The 19,169-nt window shown below is 66.6% G+C and carries 20 protein-coding genes; 12 read left to right on the top strand and 8 right to left on the bottom strand.

Annotated features, from left to right (window positions below; genetic code table 11):
- Positions 1-13: 13 nt before the first annotated feature.
- The 5 genes from dapF to Q331_RS0106025 all read left to right on the top strand — a co-directional run bounded on the left by dapF (position 14) and on the right by Q331_RS0106025 (position 5,069).
- Positions 14-889, top strand: coding sequence for a diaminopimelate epimerase (gene dapF, locus Q331_RS0106045; protein WP_026379938.1), 876 nt, complete (start codon positions 14-16; stop codon positions 887-889).
- Positions 886-2,157, top strand: coding sequence for a tRNA (N(6)-L-threonylcarbamoyladenosine(37)-C(2))-methylthiotransferase MtaB (gene mtaB / locus Q331_RS0106040; protein ID WP_026379937.1), 1,272 nt, complete (start codon positions 886-888; stop codon positions 2,155-2,157). The genes dapF and mtaB overlap by 4 nt, the downstream gene beginning before the upstream one ends.
- Complete coding sequence (gene ftsY, locus Q331_RS0106035; RefSeq protein WP_026379936.1) at positions 2,157-3,515, top strand: signal recognition particle-docking protein FtsY; 1,359 nt, start codon at positions 2,157-2,159, stop codon at positions 3,513-3,515. Before mtaB ends, ftsY begins: the two co-directional genes overlap by 1 nt.
- Before the next feature lie 65 nt (positions 3,516-3,580).
- A complete protein-coding gene (locus Q331_RS0106030) occupies positions 3,581-4,198 on the top strand; it encodes a septation protein A (protein WP_026379935.1) in 618 nt (205 codons plus the stop codon).
- Between the two features lie 100 nt (positions 4,199-4,298).
- On the top strand, positions 4,299-5,069 hold the full coding sequence (locus Q331_RS0106025) for a tellurite resistance TerB family protein (protein WP_026379934.1): 771 nt from the start codon (positions 4,299-4,301) through the stop codon (positions 5,067-5,069).
- Positions 5,070-5,091: 22 nt separating this feature from the next.
- Here the strand turns inward: Q331_RS0106025 and Q331_RS20270 are convergent, their stop codons facing one another.
- The 5 genes from Q331_RS20270 to ccmA all read right to left on the bottom strand — a co-directional run bounded on the left by Q331_RS20270 (position 5,092) and on the right by ccmA (position 8,074).
- On the bottom strand, positions 5,092-5,736 hold the full coding sequence (locus Q331_RS20270; RefSeq protein WP_051630697.1) for a DsbE family thiol:disulfide interchange protein: 645 nt from the start codon (positions 5,734-5,736) through the stop codon (positions 5,092-5,094).
- Positions 5,733-5,894, bottom strand: a complete 162-nt coding sequence (gene ccmD / locus Q331_RS0106015; RefSeq protein ID WP_026379933.1) for a heme exporter protein CcmD — start codon at positions 5,892-5,894, stop codon at positions 5,733-5,735. Before ccmD ends, Q331_RS20270 begins: the two co-directional genes overlap by 4 nt.
- An 18-nt stretch (positions 5,895-5,912) precedes the next feature.
- Positions 5,913-6,707: a heme ABC transporter permease gene (locus tag Q331_RS20265; protein ID WP_051630695.1), complete on the bottom strand. Its 795-nt coding sequence runs from the start codon at positions 6,705-6,707 to the stop codon at positions 5,913-5,915.
- An 81-nt stretch (positions 6,708-6,788) separates the two neighbouring features.
- On the bottom strand, positions 6,789-7,457 hold the full coding sequence (ccmB, locus tag Q331_RS0106005) for a heme exporter protein CcmB (RefSeq protein ID WP_026379932.1): 669 nt from the start codon (positions 7,455-7,457) through the stop codon (positions 6,789-6,791).
- Positions 7,454-8,074: a heme ABC exporter ATP-binding protein CcmA gene (gene ccmA, locus Q331_RS0106000; RefSeq protein ID WP_026379931.1), complete on the bottom strand. Its 621-nt coding sequence runs from the start codon at positions 8,072-8,074 to the stop codon at positions 7,454-7,456. Before ccmA ends, ccmB begins: the two co-directional genes overlap by 4 nt.
- Before the next feature lie 204 nt (positions 8,075-8,278).
- Here ccmA and acnA point away from each other — a divergent pair, with 204 nt between their 5' ends.
- Together acnA and Q331_RS0105990 are read left to right on the top strand one after the other, a co-directional pair.
- Positions 8,279-11,056, top strand: coding sequence for an aconitate hydratase AcnA (acnA, locus tag Q331_RS0105995; protein WP_026379930.1), 2,778 nt, complete (start codon positions 8,279-8,281; stop codon positions 11,054-11,056).
- 123 nt (positions 11,057-11,179) lie between these two features.
- Positions 11,180-11,968: a DUF1223 domain-containing protein gene (locus Q331_RS0105990; RefSeq protein ID WP_084174820.1), complete on the top strand. Its 789-nt coding sequence runs from the start codon at positions 11,180-11,182 to the stop codon at positions 11,966-11,968.
- A gap of 3 nt (positions 11,969-11,971) precedes the next feature.
- Here Q331_RS0105990 and Q331_RS20260 read toward each other — a convergent pair whose 3' ends face one another.
- Positions 11,972-12,637 (bottom strand): arylesterase, encoded by a 666-nt coding sequence (locus Q331_RS20260; protein ID WP_051630693.1) that lies wholly within the window; start codon positions 12,635-12,637, stop codon positions 11,972-11,974.
- Positions 12,638-12,692: 55 nt separating this feature from the next.
- Here Q331_RS20260 and Q331_RS0105980 point away from each other — a divergent pair, with 55 nt between their 5' ends.
- The 4 genes from Q331_RS0105980 (at position 12,693) to Q331_RS0105965 (ending at position 17,560) form a co-directional block, all read left to right on the top strand.
- Positions 12,693-13,415: an ABC transporter ATP-binding protein gene (locus Q331_RS0105980; protein WP_026379928.1), complete on the top strand. Its 723-nt coding sequence runs from the start codon at positions 12,693-12,695 to the stop codon at positions 13,413-13,415.
- Complete coding sequence (locus Q331_RS0105975; protein WP_026379927.1) at positions 13,412-15,958, top strand: ABC transporter permease; 2,547 nt, start codon at positions 13,412-13,414, stop codon at positions 15,956-15,958. Before Q331_RS0105980 ends, Q331_RS0105975 begins: the two co-directional genes overlap by 4 nt.
- Before the next feature lie 143 nt (positions 15,959-16,101).
- The gene (locus Q331_RS0105970) at positions 16,102-16,860 is read left to right on the top strand and encodes a Bax inhibitor-1/YccA family protein (RefSeq protein WP_026379926.1); all 759 of its coding nucleotides are present in this window, start codon (positions 16,102-16,104) and stop codon (positions 16,858-16,860) included.
- Between the two features lie 139 nt (positions 16,861-16,999).
- The gene (locus tag Q331_RS0105965) at positions 17,000-17,560 is read left to right on the top strand and encodes a GNAT family N-acetyltransferase (protein ID WP_026379925.1); all 561 of its coding nucleotides are present in this window, start codon (positions 17,000-17,002) and stop codon (positions 17,558-17,560) included.
- Between the two features lie 12 nt (positions 17,561-17,572).
- On the opposite strand, the gene Q331_RS0105960 is transcribed toward Q331_RS0105965, so the two are convergent.
- Positions 17,573-17,947, bottom strand: coding sequence for a DUF2794 domain-containing protein (locus tag Q331_RS0105960; protein ID WP_026379924.1), 375 nt, complete (start codon positions 17,945-17,947; stop codon positions 17,573-17,575).
- A gap of 449 nt (positions 17,948-18,396) precedes the next feature.
- Here Q331_RS0105960 and thpR point away from each other — a divergent pair, with 449 nt between their 5' ends.
- Positions 18,397-18,933: an RNA 2',3'-cyclic phosphodiesterase gene (gene thpR / locus Q331_RS20255; RefSeq protein WP_051630691.1), complete on the top strand. Its 537-nt coding sequence runs from the start codon at positions 18,397-18,399 to the stop codon at positions 18,931-18,933.
- Positions 18,934-18,939: 6 nt separating this feature from the next.
- Here thpR and Q331_RS0105950 read toward each other — a convergent pair whose 3' ends face one another.
- Positions 18,940-19,140: a hypothetical protein gene (locus Q331_RS0105950; protein WP_026379923.1), complete on the bottom strand. Its 201-nt coding sequence runs from the start codon at positions 19,138-19,140 to the stop codon at positions 18,940-18,942.
- Positions 19,141-19,169: the final 29 nt, after the last annotated feature.

Raw genomic sequence — 19,169 nt, 5'->3', positions numbered from 1 at the left:
CATATAGGCGCCCATGAGCGAGACGCCCTTTATCAAGATGAACGGGCTCGCCAACGACTTTGCCGTCGTGGATGCGAGGCGGGGCGGCGTGCGCCCGCGATCTGAGATCATCCGCGCCCTCGCCGACCGTGCTCGCGGCATCGGTTTCGATCAGTTCATCACCCTAGAGCCTTCGCGAATCGGCGCCGATATCTTCATGCGCATCGACAATGCCGATGGCGGCGAGGTCGCCGCCTGCGGCAACGCCACGCGCTGCGTCGCCGCCTTGCTGATGGCCGAGAACGGCACGGCGAGCGCCTCCATCGAGACCCGCGCCGGCCTTCTCCTCGCCAGGAACGACGCCGACGGCTCCATCTCCGTCGATATGGGCGTGCCTCGCTTTGACTGGGAAGACATCCCGCTGGCGGAGGAGTTCCGCGACACTCGCGCCATCGAATTGCAGATCGGCCCCGTCGACGCGCCGGTCCTGCATTCGCCTTCCGTCGTCAATGTCGGTAATCCGCATGCCATCTTCTGGGTCGAGGATGTGAGCGGCCACGCCATCGAGCGCTTCGGTCCGCTCCTGGAGAGCCATCCGATCTTTCCCGAACGCGCCAACATCACCGTCGCCGAGGTGACGGCAAGCGATGCCGTCACCATCCGCACCTATGAGCGCGGCGTGGGGCTGACGCAGGCTTGCGGCACCGCCGCCTGCGCCACGCTCGTCTGCGCCGCGCGTACCGGACGCACCGGGCGCGAGGCGACGATCACCATGCCCGGCGGCGACCTCTTTATCCGCTGGGACGAGCACGACCATATCTGGATGACCGGGCCCGTGGAGAGCGAGTTCACCGGCTTCTTCGATACCGAGACCGGCGCCTGGCGCCGGCAGGAGGCGGCCGCCGAATGAGCCTCGACATCCTCACCTTCGGCTGCCGGCTCAACGCCTACGAATCGGAGATCATGCGCCGCGAGGCCGGCGCGGCCATCGACGACGCCATCGTCGTCAATACCTGCGCCGTCACCGGCGAGGCGGTGCGCCAGGCGCGCCAGGCGATCCGCAAGGCACGGCGCGACAATCCCGGCCGGCGCATTGTCGTCACCGGCTGCGCCGCGCAGACCGAGCCTGAGACCTTCGCCGCCATGGAGGAGGTCGATGTCGTTCTCGGCAACGCCGAAAAAACCGAACGCGCCGCCTGGCAGCGCGTTGCCGTGCGCCCCTTCGGCCTGCCGGCGCCGCAGAAGATACTCGTCTCCGACATCATGACCTTGCGCGAGACGGCGCCGCATTTCGTCGACGCCTTCGAGGGGCGCACCCGCGCCTTCGTCAAGGTGCAGAACGGCTGCGACCATCGCTGCACCTTCTGCATCATCCCTTACGGACGCGGCAATTCGCGCTCCGTCGCCATGGGTCCGGTGGTGGAGGAGGTTCGCCGCCTTGCCGCCGGAGGCTATCGCGAAGTGGTGCTGACCGGCGTCGACCTCACCTCCTGGGGTGCCGACCTTCCCGGCCGGCCGCGCCTGGGGCGGCTGGTGCGCACCATCCTCGCGCATGTGCCAGAGCTTATGCGCCTGCGCCTTTCCTCCATCGATTCCATCGAGGCCGATGCCGAGCTGATGCGCGCCATCGCCGAGGAGGAGCGGCTGATGCCGCATCTGCATCTCTCGCTCCAGGCCGGCGACGACATGATTTTAAAGCGCATGAAGCGCCGGCATCTGAGAAAGGACGCCACCCGCTTTTGCGAGGAGGCGCGCCGCCTGCGCCCCGACATCGTCTTCGGGGCCGACCTCATCGCCGGCTTCCCGACCGAGACGGAGGAGATGTTCCAGAACTCCCTTCGCCTCGTGGAGGATTGCGGCCTCACCTACCTGCATGTCTTCCCCTTCTCGCCCCGCAAGGGCACGCCGGCGGCAAGAATGCCCCAGCTTCCGCGCCAGGAGGTGAAGGACCGCGCCCGCCGCCTGCGGGAGACGGGCGAAGCTGCCGAGCGCGGCTTTCTGGCGAGCGAGGTCGGAAAGACGCGCGCGCTGCTGGTGGAGAAGGAAGGCTTTGCGCGCAGCGAGCACTTCGCGCCCGTCTGCATTCAAGGCGGCACGCCGGGCGACATCGTCACCGCCCGCATCGCCGGCGTCGCGGACGGCAGGCTCACCACCGAGGAACTGGCGAAGGCAGCGTGATGGCTGAGAAGAAGGGATTTTTCGGCCGCCTCTTCGGCCGCGACAAGGCGCCCGCCGAAGAGCGCGAGGAACTTTCCGAGGAAGAGCGCATAGAGGCCGAAGAGGCCGAGGCACGGGAGGACGAAGCGCCCGAGGCCGAGGCGCTAGAAAACGAATCGGACAAGGCCGAGGCGGGCGAGAAGCACCGCGCCGAGGATGAGCTTGAGAGCGAAGGCGTCGCCGCGCTGTCGCAAGAAACCGATAGCTCCACGCCCCCCCACACCGGCCCGGAGCCGGGCCTCGACCGGCCGGCACTCGCCACCCCGCCAGCCGACGAAGAGGCAGGAACCTTACCTGGAGGCCCCGCGGAGGAAACCGCCGAAGCCGAGCGCGAAGACGCGCCGGTCACGCTCACCGAAGAAGCGGAGGAACCTGGGCCGCAGCCCGCGGCGGCGTCCCCCGCCCGCCAGGGCTGGCTGCAGCGCCTCACCTCGGGCCTTTCCAAATCCTCCAATTCCATCACCTCGCGCATCACCGGCTCCTTCACCAAGCGCCGCCTCGACGATGAGACGCTGGAGGAGCTGGAGGACGTGCTGATCTCCGCCGATCTCGGTGTGGAGACCGCCACCGCCATCACCGAGCGCCTGGCGCGCGAGCGCTACGACAGGTCTGTCGACGAAGCGGAGGTGAGGGCCATCCTCGCCGACGAGGTGGCGCGAACACTGAAGCCTGTCGCCGAGCCGCTCAACATCGACGCCGCCAAGAAGCCCTTCGTCATCCTCGTCGTCGGCGTCAACGGCTCCGGCAAGACGACGACCATCGGCAAGCTGGCGGCGAAGTTACGCGCCGAGGGTCGCGCCGTCATGCTGGCGGCCGGCGACACCTTCCGCGCCGCCGCCATCGAGCAGCTAAAGATCTGGGGCGAGCGCACCGGCTCTGAGGTGATTGCCCGCGAGCAGGGCGCCGACGCGGCCGGACTTGCCTTCGACGCCATGGAGGCGGCCAGAAATGCCGGCACCGATATCCTTATCATCGACACGGCGGGCCGCCTGCAGAACCGCGCCGAGTTGATGGCGGAGCTGGAGAAGGTCGTGCGCGTCATCAAGAAGCACGATCCCGAAGCGCCGCACGCCACGCTTCTGACGCTGGACGCCACCACCGGCCAGAACGCCATGTCGCAGGTGGAGATATTCGCCGACAAGGCCGGCGTCAGCGGCCTCGTCATGACCAAGCTCGACGGCACCGCACGCGGCGGCATCCTCGTCGCCATCGCCGCGCGCCATGGCCTGCCGGTGCACTTCATCGGCGTCGGCGAGGGCGTCGACGATCTGCAGCCCTTCAAGGCGGAGGATTTCGCCCGGGCGATCGCCGGCTTTTGATCGGCGCGGCCGGCGAGCGCGGCTCGCGATTGACATCGCCGGCCGCGCTCCGCACATAGCTGCGGATGAGTTCCAACGACGACCATTCGCTGTTTGAGCGCGAGCCGGACGACCCGGCCCGCGAGCGTCTGAACCCGCTTCTGAAGCTCGCCCTGGAGCTCGGGCCGCTGGTCGTCTTCTTCTTCGTCAACGCCCGCTTCGGCATCTTCTGGGCGACCGGCGTCTTCATGGTGGCGATCACCATAGCGCTCGCCGCCTCCTGGCTGCTGACCAGACGGCTCGCCGTCATGCCGGTCATCACCGGCGTCGTCGTTCTCGTCTTCGGCGGGCTGACGCTCTTCCTTCAGGACGAAATCTTCATCAAGATGAAACCGACCATCGTCAATGCGCTGTTCGGCGCCGTCTTGCTCGGGGGCCTGGCTTTCGGCCGCTCCCTCCTCGGCTACGTTTTCGACAGCGTCTTCCGCCTCGACGCAGAGGGCTGGAGGAAGCTCACCTTCCGCTGGGGTCTTTTCTTCTTCGCCCTCGCCATCCTCAATGAAGTGGTCTGGCGCAATTTCTCCACCGACTTCTGGGTGAGCTTCAAGGTCTTCGGCATCATGCCGCTCACCATCGCCTTCACCCTCACGCAGATGCCGCTGATCAACCGCCACGCTTTGGAGCCGCTCGGCGGCCAGAAATAGCGGCCGCTTTTCGCGCCGCACCAACGTTTCGGCAATTGCATAGCGGCGGGTGCGTTCCGATATCGGGTCCGGCACTTCCTCATGGCGAAAGGACCCGTTGATGATCGATCCGCAAAAGCTACTCGATGATTTCCTCGGCACCGGCTCGGCCGCGCGGGGCGGCGAGGTCGAGGCCCGCGGCAGGCAAAGCGGCCTGAACCAGGCGGCGGGCGGCGGATCGGTTCAAGATCAAATCGGCGGGCTCCTCGGCGGCCAGGGCGGCTCGGCGCTGAAGGGCGCTCTGGCCGGCGGCCTTGCCACCTATCTCCTCGGCAGCAAGCGCGGCCGCAAGCTCGGCAAGAAGGCGGTCACCTATGGCGGCATGGCGCTGGTCGCAGGACTTGCCTACAAGGCTTGGCAGAACCATCAGGCGAACAAGGCTGGCGTCGCCCCGCAGCATGCCCCAGAGGCGCCGCGCCAGATCGAGGCCCTGCCGGCGACGGAAGGCACCGTTTTCCAACCGACGGGACGCGAGGGCGACGAACGCGCCCGTCTCATCCTCTCCGCCATGATCGCCGCGGCCAAGGCCGACGGCTATATCGACTCCGCCGAGCAGGCAGCGATCTTTACACGCATCGACGAGATCGACCTCGATCCGGAGGCAAAAGGCATCCTGATGGACGAGATGCGCCGGCCGCTTTCCATCGGCGAATTGGTGGAGAAGGTGTCGAGCGAGGAGGTGGCAATGGAGGTCTATACGGCCTCGCTTCTTGCCATCGATCCCGACCATCCGGCCGAGCGCGCCTATCTCGACATGCTCGCCGCCCGCCTCGGGCTTGCCGAGGAGCTGGTGGCGGAAATCCGCCGCACGGCGGACGCCGCTCAGGAATAGGATACCGGCCTAGCCGGCTGGCTCAGCTCGTCGGCTCGGCCTCGCCCGCGCCCATCTTGACGTCGCCGCCAATGGCCTTGCCGAGCGCCGGCAGGAACTGGGTGTTGAAGGCGTCGGTGTTGAGCGGGCCGACATGCTTGTGGGCGATCACCCCGTCCTTGACGATGAAGGTCTCCGGCACGCCGTAGACACCCCATTCGATCGCCGAGCGCCCCTTCTCGTCGCGGCCGATCTGATCGAACGGATCGCCGAGCGCGCCGAGGAAGCGGCGGGCATTCTCCGGCTTGTCCTTGTAGTTGATACCATGGACCTTGAAGCGGTCGTCCTTGGCGAGCTGCATCAGGAGCGGGTGCTCGGCCCGGCACGGCGCGCACCAGGAGGCCCAGATATTGACGAGATGCACGCCCTTTGAAAGGTCCGCCTTGGCAAGACCCGATCCGTCCTCATAGAGCGGCGGCAGATCGAATTCGGGAACCTCCTTGCCGATGAGAACGGAGGGTATCTGCGAGGCGTCCTCTCCGAGCTGGGCGTAGAAGAGCCCGGCGAGCGCCAGAAACACCAGAAGCGGCAGGACCACCCAAAAACGCCCGGACGCGGTGCGCTTCGTCGGCGTTTCTACGCTGTTCGCCGCGCCGCCCCTCGTGTTGTTCGCGTCTTCGCTGCTCATGCCGCCGTCCCGCGCGCCTGCCGGCGGGGACCGGCCTTCTCAAGCTCCTGCAGCCGGCGCTTCTGCGCCCGCGTATCGGCGCTCACCCAGACGATAAGGGCGCCGATGACGAGCGCCGTCGCCCCATAGGCCGCGACGATGTAGGGAAGATGGCTCATGACGTCTCCGGGATTAGCTCAATGAGCGGTATGCGGCGGCGCGCCGGTGGCCGCAGCTTCGGTCGGCCGCACCGCCGTGGAAGCTGGCCGCGCGGCGATCAGCATCTCGGTCGTGCGCGCCCTCCGCCGATAGATCTCCGCCCGCATCGCCGCAAGATGCAGGGCGATGAAGGTGAGCGTGTAGCCGGCGATCATCACCAGAAGCGGCCACAGCATGGAAGGATCGATGGTCGGCCCGTCCATGCGCACGATGCTCGCCGGCTGATGCAGAGTATTCCACCAATCGACGGAGAACTTGATCACCGGGATGTTGATGAATCCGACGAGGATGAGGATCGCCGCCACCTTCGCCCCCCGACTCGGATCGTCGAAGGCGCGCCACAGCGCGATAAGTCCGAGATACATGATGAAGAGGACGAGAACGGAGGTAAGCCTGGCGTCCCAGACCCACCAGGCGCCCCACATCGGCTTGCCCCAGACGGAGCCGGTGAAAAGCGCGAGGAAGGTGAAGGCCGCGCCGATGGGGGCGGCCGCCCGCGCCGAGACGTCGGCGAGCGGATGGCGCCAGACCAAGGTCCCGAGCGCCGCCGCGGCCATGACGACGTAGCAGAACATCGCCAGATAGGCCGCCGGCACGTGGATGAACATGATGCGCACGCTGTCGCCCTGCTGGTAATCGGGCGGCGCGACAAAGAGAGACCAATAGACCCCGACGGCGAGCGTCAGCGCGGCGAGCACGGAGACGATCGGCAAAAGCCGCGACGACCAGGAGAGGAAGCGCGTCGGGTTGGCGAGGCTGGAGACGACACCCATGAGACCAGTCTTAGAACCCGCGTGAGAAAGAGCCAATGTGGTCTCGATGGCATAGCTTGCCAAGCCTCGGCATGACTCAGATCAATCGAGGCCGAGACGCAGCGCCGCCGCGCCCGCGATCGGGGCAAGAACGGCCGAGAACAGCGTGAAGGCGCACATGATGAGAAACGGCGCCAGGAACGGATCGGGATCGGCGATGGCGCCGTTGACGGCCGCCACGCCGAAGATCAGCACCGGCACCGAAAGGGGCAGGACGAGGATTGCCGCCAGCATGCCCCCGCGCGCCAGCCCCGCCGTCAGCGCCCCGCCGACTGCGCCGATCATGGCAAGCGCCGGCGAGCCGGCGAGCAACGTCAGCGTCACCGCCCCGAGCGCCAAGGGCGAGAGATTGAGGATGAGGCCGAGCACCGGCGCCGCGAGCACGATCGGCAGGCCGTGCGCCAGCCAGTAGCCGCAAGCGCGCGCCAGCACGAAGAGCGGCATCGATTCGCCGGAGACGATGACGAGTTCCAACCCCCCATCCTCCCGGTCCTGGCCGAAGAGCCGGTCAAGGCCGAGAAGCATCGATAGGAGCACGCCGATCCACAGGACCGCTGGCCCGATCCGTGCAAGCAAATTGAGGTCCGGCCCGACGCCGAACGGAATGACGGAAACGACGGTCAGAAAGAAGAGAAGGCCCGTCAGCGCCCCGCCGCCGGCGCGGATGGAAGCGGCGACCGTCTGAACGATCAGGGCGGCAAAGGCGCTCATTGCAGCTCCAGCCTGTGGGTCGGGGCGACGGGCAGCTGAAGATGCGTGGCGACGAGGATCGCCCCGCCGGAGGCGAGATGCTCCGCCATCATCCGCCCCAGGATAGCCTCGCCGTCCTTGTCGAGGCCGGAGGTCGGCTCGTCGAGCAGCCAGATCGGTCGCGGCGACAAGATAAGGCGCGCCAGCCCCGCCCGCCTTCGCTGGCCGGTGGAAAGCGCCCGCGCCGCCAGATGCATGGCATGGCCGAGCCCCACCTCCTCCAGCGCCTCGTGCATGGCATCGTCATCGGCCGCACCCCCGTAAAGCCGCGACCACAGGCGCAGGTTCTCCTTCACGGTGAAGACGTTCCTAAGCCCGTCGCCATAGGCGAGAAGATGCATCGCCGTCTCGCGCTCACCGTCGGTGTCAAGATCGACACGCCCCTCGCTCGGCGAAAGCAAGCCGGCGACGACGCGCAAAAGGCTCGACTTGCCCGCGCCGTTCGGCCCGACCACGGCGAGCATCTCACCGCCTGCGAGCGAAAAGCTGAGGCCGTGGAAAATCGGCCGCCCGCCGCGCTCGCAGGCGAGATCGTCGGCGGCCAGACGTACCGGCGGGAAGGCATCTTCTAGGGGCAAGTGCTCGCCTCTGGCGTCTTTGTCGTGCGTGCCGCGCGGGCGGCTGGCTTCCGCTTACAGAATATTCTATATGCCCGGCAACCGGCGGCGGCAGGCGCTCCTCTCCGCCGGCCTCCAGACATGCCACGCCGGAACCGCGTCGTATGAGCCGCATTGGCCGTCCATGGCCCGCGCTCTGCCGGCGGTGATAGAGGGAGCCATTACGTGACCAAATCCTTAGACAGCTTCAAGGCCCGCAAAGACATTAAGGTGGATGGGCGCAGCTACGCCTATTTCTCCCTGCCGGAGGCAGAAAAGAACGGCCTTGAGGGCATTTCCCGCCTGCCTTTCTCGCTGAAGGTACTCCTGGAGAACCTCTTGCGCCACGAGGACGGACGCTCCGTCACCGCCGACGACATCAAGGCGGTCGCCGAATGGCTGGCGAAGCGCCGCTCCACGCGCGAGATCGCCTACCGGCCGGCGCGCGTCTTGATGCAGGACTTCACCGGCGTTCCCGCCGTCGTCGATCTTGCCGCCATGCGCGACGCCACGACGCAGCTCGGCGGCGACCCCAAGGTCATCAATCCGCTCGTGCCGGTCGATCTCGTCATCGACCATTCCGTCATGGTCGATTTTTTCGGCACGCCCGATTCCTTCGAGAAGAACGTGGAGATGGAATACCAGCGCAACGGCGAGCGCTACACCTTCCTGCGCTGGGGCCAGGAAGCCTTCCAGAACTTCCGCGTCGTGCCGCCGGGGACCGGCATCTGCCATCAGGTCAACCTGGAATATCTCGCCCAGACGGTCTGGACGCGCGAGGAGGCCGAGGACGGCGCAACCGTCACCTACGCCTTCCCCGACACGCTGGTGGGGACCGACAGCCACACCACCATGGTCAACGGCCTCTCCGTTCTGGGCTGGGGCGTCGGCGGCATTGAGGCTGAGGCGGCCATGCTCGGCCAACCGATCTCCATGCTCATCCCGGAAGTCATCGGCTTCGGCCTGACCGGTCGCCTGCCGGAGGGCACCACGGCGACCGACCTCGTGCTCACCGTCACGCAGATGCTCCGCCAGAAGGGCGTCGTCGGCAAGTTCGTGGAGTTCTTCGGCGAGGGCCTTTCCGGCCTCTCCCTGGAGGATCAGGCGACGATCGCCAACATGGCGCCGGAATACGGCGCCACCTGCGGCTTCTTCCCCATCGACAACGACACGCTGAAATATCTTCGCGCCACCGGCCGCGATCCGCACCGCGTCAAGCTGGTGGAGGAATACGCCAAGGCGCAGGGCATGTTCCGCTTCGACGACACGCCCGACCCGCTTTTCACCGACACTTTGAGCCTCGACCTTTCCACCGTCGTGCCTTCGCTCGCCGGACCGAAGCGGCCGCAGGACCGAGTGGCGCTCACCGACGCCTCGCGCGCCTTCGAGGAAGCGCTGCACGACTTGCAAGGCGGCGCCAGGAATTCCAGCGAAGTCCCGACAAGCCTCGGCGAGTCGCGCTATGTCGACGAGGGCGCGGAAGGCATCATGGATCCGGTGCCGAGCTACCCGGTCAATGGTCACGATTTCCATTTGAGCGACGGCGATATCGTCATCGCCGCCATCACCTCGTGCACCAACACCTCCAATCCGAGCGTCCTCATCGCCGCCGGCCTCGTCGCCAAGAAGGCACGCGAGAAGGGGCTTTCCGTGCCGCCCTGGGTGAAGACCTCGCTCGCCCCCGGCTCGCAGGTGGTGACCGACTATCTGGATAAATCCGGCCTGCAGGACGATCTTGACGCCCTCGGCTTCGATCTCGTCGGCTATGGCTGCACCACCTGCATCGGCAATTCCGGCCCGCTGCCGGAGGCAATCTCCGCGACCATCTCGGAGAACGATCTCGTGGCCTGCTCGGTGCTTTCCGGCAACCGCAACTTCGAAGGCCGCGTCAACCCGGATGTGCGCGCGAACTATCTCGCCTCGCCGCCGCTCGTCGTCGCCTATGCGATCGCCGGCTCCATGCGCAAGGACATCGCCAAGGATCCGCTCGGCAAGGACAAGGACGGCAATCCGGTCTACCTGAAGGACATCTGGCCGAGCACCAAGGAAGTCGCAGATATCGTCCGCGAGGTTATCTCCGAGGAGATGTTCCGCACCCGCTACGGCGACGTCTTCAAGGGCGACGAGCATTGGCGTCAGATCAAGGTGGAGGGCGGCATGACTTACGAATGGCCGCCCACCTCAACCTATGTGCAGAACCCGCCCTTCTTTGAGGGTATGGACCGGGCGCCGAAGCCGGTGGAGGATATTAGGGAGGCGCGCATCCTCGGCCTCTTCCTCGATTCCATCACCACCGACCACATCTCGCCTGCCGGCGCCATCAAGCGTGACAGCCCCGCCGGCGAGTACCTCGTCTCGCACCAGGTGCGCCCGCTCGACTTCAACTCCTACGGCTCGCGCCGCGGCAATCATGAGGTGATGATGCGCGGCACCTTCGCCAATATACGCATCAAGAACCAGATGCTGGACGGCGTGGAGGGCGGCGTCACCCGCCATTATCCCTCCGGCGAGGAACTGGCGATGTACGATGCCGCCATGCGCTACGAGGAAGAGGGCGTGCCGCTCGTCGTCTTCGCCGGCAAGGAATATGGCACCGGCTCCTCGCGCGACTGGGCGGCCAAGGGCACGCGGCTTCTCGGTGTCAGGGCCGTCATCGCCGAGAGCTTTGAGCGCATTCACCGCTCCAACCTCATCGGCATGGGCGTTCTGCCGCTCGTCTTCAAGGATGGGACGAACTGGAAGAGCCTTGGCATGACCGGCGAGGAGAAGGTTTCTATCGCCGGGCTGAAGGACATTCGTCCGCAGGGCGAGGTGACGGCGAAGATCGCCTTCGCCGACGGCCGCACCGAAGAGGTGCCGCTCGACGTGCGCATCGATACGGAGGATGAGCTGGACTATTACCGCCACGGCGGCATCCTGCATTACGTCCTGCGCAACCTCGTGGGCGAGAAGCAGGCGGCCTGACGGGCGAATAAAGGCCTCCGACGCATCGGCGCCGGAGGCCGAATTCACCCCGGCTCACAAGGGTGTCACTTCACCCGCTTGTGAGTCGCGCCTTGAAGCGGGAAGACGATACTGCGCATCGCCATGCAACGACCCTTCTTGCGCTTCGCGCTCCCGCACGCCGCCAAGCTCCGCTTCGCCTTTCTGCCCGGCCTCGGCCTTCTCCTGGCGCTCGGCCTTGCCCCGGCCGCCTTGGCGGGCGAGGCCAAGGCGCCCAAGGCGGTCGTGGAGCTTTTCACCAGCCAGGGCTGCTCTTCCTGCCCGGAGGCGGATGCATTCCTCGCCGACCTTTCCAACCGCGAGGAGGTCATCGCCCTCTCCCTGCCGGTCGACTACTGGGATTATCTCGGCTGGAAGGACACGCTGGCGCGCCCGGAGAATTCGGAGCGCGAGCGCGCCTATGCCGCCGCCCGCGGCGACGGCAAGGTCTATACGCCGCAAATGGTCGTCAATGGCGGTGCCGCCTTCGTCGGCTCCGACCGGCAGGCGGTCGCAAAAGCCATCGCCGCGACCAAGCTGCCGGTGCCGATCCAAATTCGCAAATCGGGCGGGAAGCTGGAGATCGAAATCGGCGCCGGCGCCGCGCCGGAAGGCCGTTCGGTCGCCGTGCGCTTCGTCACCTTCCGCCAGAAGGCCACCGTGCCGATCCGCGGCGGCGAGAATAACGGCCGCACCGTCACCTATCGCAATGTGGTGAAGACGAGCCAGCCCATCGGCCTTTGGGACGGCGACCCGCTCACCCTTCTGCTTCCGGCCGACCAGATCATGGCCGGCGAGGACATCGGCTGCGCCGTGCTCCTCCAGGTTGAGGAGGAAAAGGGCCCAGGCGCCATCCTCGGCGCCGCCACCGTCGTGGCAAGCGCGGCGGGCTGAAGCTCAGCCGTCCGCTGTCTCGCCTTTTCGCGCCCGCTCGATCAGCTCCTTCACCTTCGGCAGGATGCCGTCCACGATCACCTCCACGCCCTCGGCCGTCGGATGGATGCCATCCGGTTGGTTGAGCGAGGCCTCGGTGGCGACGCCGTCCAGGAAGAAGGGATAGAGCAGCGCTCCGGTCGTCTCGGCGAGATCGGGATAGATGGCATTGAACTCCGCCTCGTATTGCGGGCCGAGGTTCGGCGGGGCGAGCATGCCGGCCAAAAGCACCGCCTGACCGCGGGCCTGCAGCTTTTCCACGATCTGCGTCAGCGCCCGGCGCGTCACCTCAGGATCGACGCCGCGCAGGGCGTCGTTGGCGCCAAGTTCCACAATCACCGCGTCGGCATCCTCCGGCACCGACCATTCCAGCCGCGAAAGGCCGCCGGAGGCGGTATCGCCGGAGACCCCGGCATCGATGACTTCCGCCGCGATCCCCTCCTCGCCGAGCCGCGCCTGAAGCCGGTCGACGAAGCTCTCACCGGGGGCAAGGCCGTATCCGGCCGTCAGACTGTCGCCAAGGGCGACGATCCTTACCTTCTCGCTGGCGGCGGCAGAAGCCGCCATGCCGGCGAAGGCGGCGATCACGAGGCCGAGCGCGAATGCCGGCAAAGCTTTGAATGTCGTCATGGCTGCACCATATCCGCGGCTGGACTGGACGGGGCGGATATAGGGCTTGGACCAATTGCGTGAACCGGCGATCTTCATCGACAAGGCTGAGCTGACGCTCGGCAGCGGACGCTCGCGCGTGCATGTGCTGCGCGGCGCGAGCCTTTCCATCCCGGCCGGAGAGGTGGTCGGGCTCGTCGGGCCTTCCGGTTCGGGAAAATCGACGCTGCTCATGGTCGTCGCCGGGCTGGAGCGCGTCGACACCGGCCGCGTCGTCATCGCCGGCCGCGACTATGCCGGCATGAACGAGGACGCGCTTGCCGCCTTCCGCGGCAGCGAGATCGGCTTCGTCTTTCAGGCCTTCCATCTCATGCAGACCATGACGGCGCTGGAGAATGTCGCCGTGCCGCTGGAGCTCTCTGGAGAGACGGACGCCTTCTCCCGCGCCGAGGCCATGCTCGCCCGCGTCGGTCTCGGCCAGCGCCTGACGCATTACCCGGCAGCGCTTTCCGGCGGCGAGCAGCAGCGCGTCGCCATCGCCCGCGCCCTGGTGACGCGGCCGGCGATCCTGATCGCCGACGAACCGACCGGCAATCTGGACGGCGACACCGGCCGAGAGATCGCCGATCTCTTGTTTGAGACCTCGCGCGAGCATGGGGCGACGCTGCTTCTCGTCACCCATGACCGCGAGCTTGCCGCCCGTTGCGACCGCACCGTGCGCATCTCCGCCGGTCATATCGAGCCGGAGGCCGCAGCGCCGCGGCAGCCTTTGCGCGCCGTCGCCGAAACCTCCGCATGAGCGCCTTGCCGACGCCCTTGCGCTTTGCCCTGCGCGAATTGCGCGGCGGCCTTTCCGGATTTTATGTCTTCCTCGCCTGCATCGCCCTCGGCGTCGCGGCGATCGCCGGCGTCAACTCCGTCTCGCGCGCCCTGACCGAAGGTATCGCCGCGGAGGGTCGCACCATTCTGGGCGGCGACCTCAGCTTCTCCCTCATCCACCGCGAAGCGAGCGCAGAGGAGCGCGCCTTCCTCACCAAGATGGCCGGCGGCGAGCCCTCGCTGGTCGCCAATATGCGGGCGATGGCCCGGCTGCCGGACGGCGCCGACCAAGCGCTGGTGGAACTGAAATCCGTCGGGCCGGACTATCCGGCGCTCGGCGAGTTCCGCCTTCGCGGCGGCGGGGCGCTCTCCGAGGCGCTCGCCGCCGAGAACGACATCGGCGGCGCCGTCGCGGCGCCGGAGCTGATGGACCGCCTCGGCCTTACCCCGGGGGAGCGCATCACCCTCGGCGGCACCGAGGTGGAAATCCGCGACGTCATCGCCTACGAGCCGGACCGGCTTTCCGATGGCATCGGCTTCGGCCCGCGGCTTCTGGTTTCGCGTGAAACCCTCCGTGAAACCGGTCTCGTACGCCCCGGCAGCCTCGTCACTTACGAGTACCGCCTCGTCCTGCCGGAGGCTTCCGACGAACAACTGCGCCAAATCCGCGAAGCGGCCGAGACGCGTTTTCCCGATTCCGGCTGGCGCATCCGTGCTCGCGACAACGCTTCGCCGCGTCTGTCGGAGAATATCCGCCGCTTCGCCCAGTTCCTGACGCTCGTCGGTCTCACCGCCCTCGTCGTCGGTGGCGTCGGCGTCGCCAATGCCGTGGCGAGCTTCGTCGACTTGAAGCGGCCGGCGATTGCTACCTTGAAATGCCTGGGCGCCTCGCGGCGCTTCGTCTTCGCCACCTATCTTCTGCAGATCCTCATCCTGGCCGGCTTCGGCATCCTCGTCGGTCTCATGATCGGCGCCGCGCTGCCCTTCGCGGCCATTGCCGGGCTGAAGAACATCCTGCCGGTCGCCGCCGCGCCGACCTTCTATCCACGCGAATTGCTGCTCGCCGCCCTTTACGGCCTTCTTGTTGCGCTTGCCTTCTCGCTCTGGCCGCTCGGACGGGCACGCGATCTGCCGGCTGCGAGCCTTTTCGCCGACCGCGCCGCGCATTTCAGCGCCGGCCCGTCCTGGTCGATCCGCCTCGCCCAGCTTGCGCTGCTTGTCGCTCTCGGGGCCATTGCCGTTCTGCTTGCCGTCGACCGGGAAGTGGCGCTCTATTTCATTCTCGGCGTCGTCGCCGCCTTTCTCGTCTTGCGCCTCATCGCCGTCGCCATCATCGCCGCCGCCCGCAATGCCGGCACCATCCGCTCGACCTCACTGCGCCTTGCCATCCGCAACATCCAGCGTCCCGGCGCGCTGACGGCAAGCGTCGTCCTCTCCCTCGGGCTTGGCCTGACGCTGCTCGTCACGCTCGCCCTCATCGACACCAACCTTCGCACCCAGCTCACCGGCCGCGTCGCCGAGAAGGCGCCCGATTTCTTCTTCGTCGACATTCAGGGCAGCGAGCGCGAGGCCTTCCTCACGCTTCTCCGCGACACGGCACCGGAAGGCCGCATCCAGACCGAGCCGATGCTGCGAGGACGTATCGTGGGGCTGAACGAGGTGCCGGCCGGCGAGGTCGAGGCGGAGGAGAGCGCGCGCTGGGTCCTGCGCGGCGACCGCGGCATCACCTATTCTGAGACAATGCCGCGCAACTCTGAGATCGAGGAGGGGGAATGGTGGCAGGCAGGCTACGAGGGCGAGCCGCTTGTCTCCTTCGACGGCGAGCTTGGCCGCGGTCTCGGTCTTGATCTCGGCGACACGGTGACGGTCAACGTCCTTGGCCGCAACGTCACGGCGCGGGTCGCCAATTTCCGCTCCGTGGAGTGGGAATCGCTCGCCATCAACTTCGTCATGGTGTTTTCGCCGAACACATTTTCGCGAGCGCCGCACACGCATCTGGCCACCCTCGCCTTGCCGGAGGGGAGCGAGGAGGCGCTTTCCGGCACCGTGCTCGGAGCCGTGACCGAGGCCTTTCCGGGGGTCACCTCCGTGCGGGTGAAGGATGCCATCGAGGCGGTCAACGCCATCGTCCGCCAGCTGGCGCTCGCCGTACGGGTAGCCGCCTCCCTGGCGCTTATCGTATCCATGCTGGTGCTCGCCGGAGCGCTCGCCGCCGGCCATCGCCAACGCCGCCAGGATGCCGTGATTTTGAAGGCGCTTGGCGCCACGCGCCGGCGTTTACTGGGCGCTTTCGCGCTCGAATATGGCCTTCTCGGGCTCGCCACCGGCATCTTCGCGCTGCTTGCCGGCGCCGGCGCCGCCTTCTTCGTCGTCTCCGGCCTGATGGAGCTCGACTTCACCTTGTTCCCCTGGATCGCCGCCGCGGCGGCAGCCGTGGCGCTCCTCGTCACCGTCGGTCTCGGCCTTGCAGGCACCTGGCGTATCCTTTCAGTGCGCCCGGCGCCATTCCTGCGCAATCTCTAGGACCTTTCATCGCCGGACGAGCTTGCACAATCTTAACGTTTCCCACGCCATCAGCCCTTGTGGGGCGAGGGAAGCATTGCCATATTCGCGCCGACGCTCCATCTGTGAGTGAAGCGGAATACCCCAAGAGGAGGAATTCTTCGATGGCTGAATACGACCGGCAGTATCAGACTGTCGATCGCACGAGCACCGTATCCCGTGCCGGGATCGATGAGGGTCTGCGCGCCTTCATGCTCGGCATCTACAACAACATGGCTCTCGGCCTTGCCATTACCGGTGTGGCGGCCTTTTCGACCTTCTACTTCGCGGTTGACCAGACGGCCGGCGGCGCGGCGCTGACGCCGTTCGGCCAGGCGATCTATGCGAGCCCGCTGAAGTGGCTCGTCATGTTCGCCCCGCTTCTGTTCGTCTTCGGCTTCTCCGCCGGCATCAACCGCATGCGGCCGGCCACTGCGCGCGTGGTCTTCTTCGCCTTCGCCGCGGTGATGGGCCTTTCCCTGTCGACGATCTTCCTGGTCTTCACCGGCCAGAGCATCGTGCAGACCTTCTTTATCACGGCGGCCGCCTTCGGCGGGCTCAGCCTGTGGGGCTACACCACGAAGAAGGATCTCTCGGGCTGGGGCTCGTTCCTGATGATGGGCCTCATCGGCATCATCATCGCCATGATCGTCAACATCTTCCTGGCCTCTTCGGCGCTGCAATTCGCCGTTTCGGTCCTCGGTGTGCTGCTCTTCGCGGGCCTGACCGCCTACGACACGCAGCGGCTGAAGAACACCTACGACTATGTGGCCGGGGATACCGTGGCCGCGGGCCGCGCCTCCATCATGGGCGCCCTGCAGCTCTATCTCGACTTCATCAACCTCTTCATGTTCCTCCTGCAGTTCCTCGGCAACCGAGAGTAAGGTTCCGGGCGTAGGGAGAAGAAGAGGTACCCTCGGAAACGGCGCCTTCGGGCGCCGTTTTTCTTTGCCGCACCTCTGCCCGGATTTGAGGCATCCACGCCTATCGACCGGTGGACGCCCCTGCGCTATCGAAGCCGTGATGCACGGGGCAGACCACATCCTTGTCCGCGCGGCGCGCGAGAGCGACATCGACGCCATCACGGCCATCTATGCCGACGCGGTGCTGACCGGCGCGGCGAGCTACGAGCTTGAGCCGCCGGACGGAGCGGAGATGCTGGCGCGGCTGCGCGCCGTCACCGCCGGCGGCCACCCCTATTTGGTGGCCGAGAAGGATGGGCGCATCCTCGGCTACGCCTATGCCGGCCCGTTCCGGGCGCGGCCTGCCTATCGCTATTTGGTGGAGGACGCCGTCTATATCGACCGCACCGCCCATCGCCGGGGCGTCGGCCGCCTTCTCCTCGCCGCCCTCATTGAGGAGGCCGAACGCCGCGGCTTCCGGCAGATGCTGGCTGTCATCGGCGACGGTGCCAACCATGCCGCCTCCATCGGCCTGCATGAAGCGCTCGGCTTTTCCCATGCCGGCAACATCAAGGGCTCCGGCTTTAAGTTCGGCCGCTGGCTCGATACCGTCCTGATGCAGAAGGCGCTCGGAAAGGGCGACACGACGAGCCCCGACAGGGAGCCTGGTGCGCCGCTCTGACCCGGCGCCGCCTTAGCCCGCCACCAATCGCAGCTTCGGCTTGTCGAGGATGCGCAGCACCTGCGCAATGTCGTGACCGCGCTTGAGGATGGTGCCGCCCGGCGCCACCACCCGGTAGGCGCCTTGCTTGCGCGCCAGCGCCGGTACTTTCTCCACCCTGTAGAGCGGCATCTCGCTGGTGCGGCGGAAGATGGAGAAGATCGCCCTGTCGGCGAGATGATCGATGGCATAATCGCGCCATTCGCCCTCGGCGACGCGCTTGCCGTAAATGCGGAGGATGGCGTCAAGCTCCGTCCGATGGAAGGCGACGGCGCCTTTGAAAGAGCTTGCGCGCGCTGCGGTCTGTCCCCGCAGCGCGGCCCTAGACCAGTCTTCTGTCTCGCTCAAAGCGAACCTCCTGCGCGGCATGCCATTTAAGCGGCAAGTCAAGCTGCAAGGCAAGGAGAGAGTGGCAAAGCGTGCGCCCGCACCCGGCTGTCGAGGGCTGGTCTTCATGCCTCACGGGAGCGATGGATGGGCGAGACAGAAATCATATTGTCGCCGGATTTCAGCCTTTGGCGCGCCATCCTCCTTCGTATGATCAGTATTGCCTCATATTCCGACAAGGCGGGGAAGGAATGCCCCCAGCCTCGTTCCTCGCCACGTCGGCATTGTTCCGCGTATGGTTCAATCCCCCAGAGGTACACCTTGAAAGGCCGGTACGTCCGGCCTTTTTTCTGCGCCCCCTTCTTTCCGACGTGTCTGTGCCCTTACAATGGGTTCGCGCTTCGCTGGCCGGTGATTCGCGCATCGGCGCCATCCGCAGGGCCTGGCGGCGACGACAGAGGAGACCCGTCATGCCTCGTCTCTTCACCGCTCTGGAGCTTCCCGCCGACATCGCTTTCTCCCTTTCGCTCCTGCGTGGCGGCCTGCCGGGCGCGCGCTGGATCGATCCAGAGAACTACCATATGACGCTGCGCTTCATCGGCGATGTCGACCACAACATCGCCCATGAAGTTGCCGGCACCCTGGCCAGGGTGAGCCGCCCCTCCTTCAAGCTGGCGCTCGCCGGGCTCGGCTCCTTCGGTTCCAGGAAGCCGCATTCCCTGTGGGCCGGCGTCGCGCCCTCGCAGGAACTGAAGGAACTGCAGGCGGATCTGGAGCGCCGTCTCCAACGCCTCGGCCTTGAGCCCGACCGGCGCAAATTCACCCCCCATGTCACGCTCGCCCGGCTGAAGACGGCAAGTCAGGCGGAGGTGGCCGCCTATCTGACGCTGCGCGGCGATTTTCGCACTCCGCCGTTCAAGGTCGGCCGCTTCGTGTTGCTTTCCTCACGCGCCTCCAAGGGCGGAGGACCTTATATCGTCGAAGAGGCCTACCCTCTCGCGGCCTGAACCGGCTCAATCGCGCATCGGGTCGCGCCGACGAGGCGCGCGCCCGTCGATGAGGCCGAGATCGCGCTTTCTGCCCTCGTTCGTCTCGTCCAGATCAAGCTGCGCCGGAGCGGTGCCCGGCTGGACCGGCCAAGGCCATTTGAGCCATTGAATTATTCTATGGACGAACGGCGATGGCCGCCCGCCGATGCGCAGGTCGAGGGTCATAAGAACGCTTCAATTAGAGACATGACTGC

The sequence above is a fragment of the Afifella pfennigii DSM 17143 genome (assembly GCF_000688515.1).
GTDB lineage: Bacteria > Pseudomonadota > Alphaproteobacteria > Rhizobiales > Afifellaceae > Afifella > Afifella pfennigii.
Note: the sequence above shows the minus strand (reverse complement) of the source record. Positions and strands in the feature narration are given on the sequence as shown.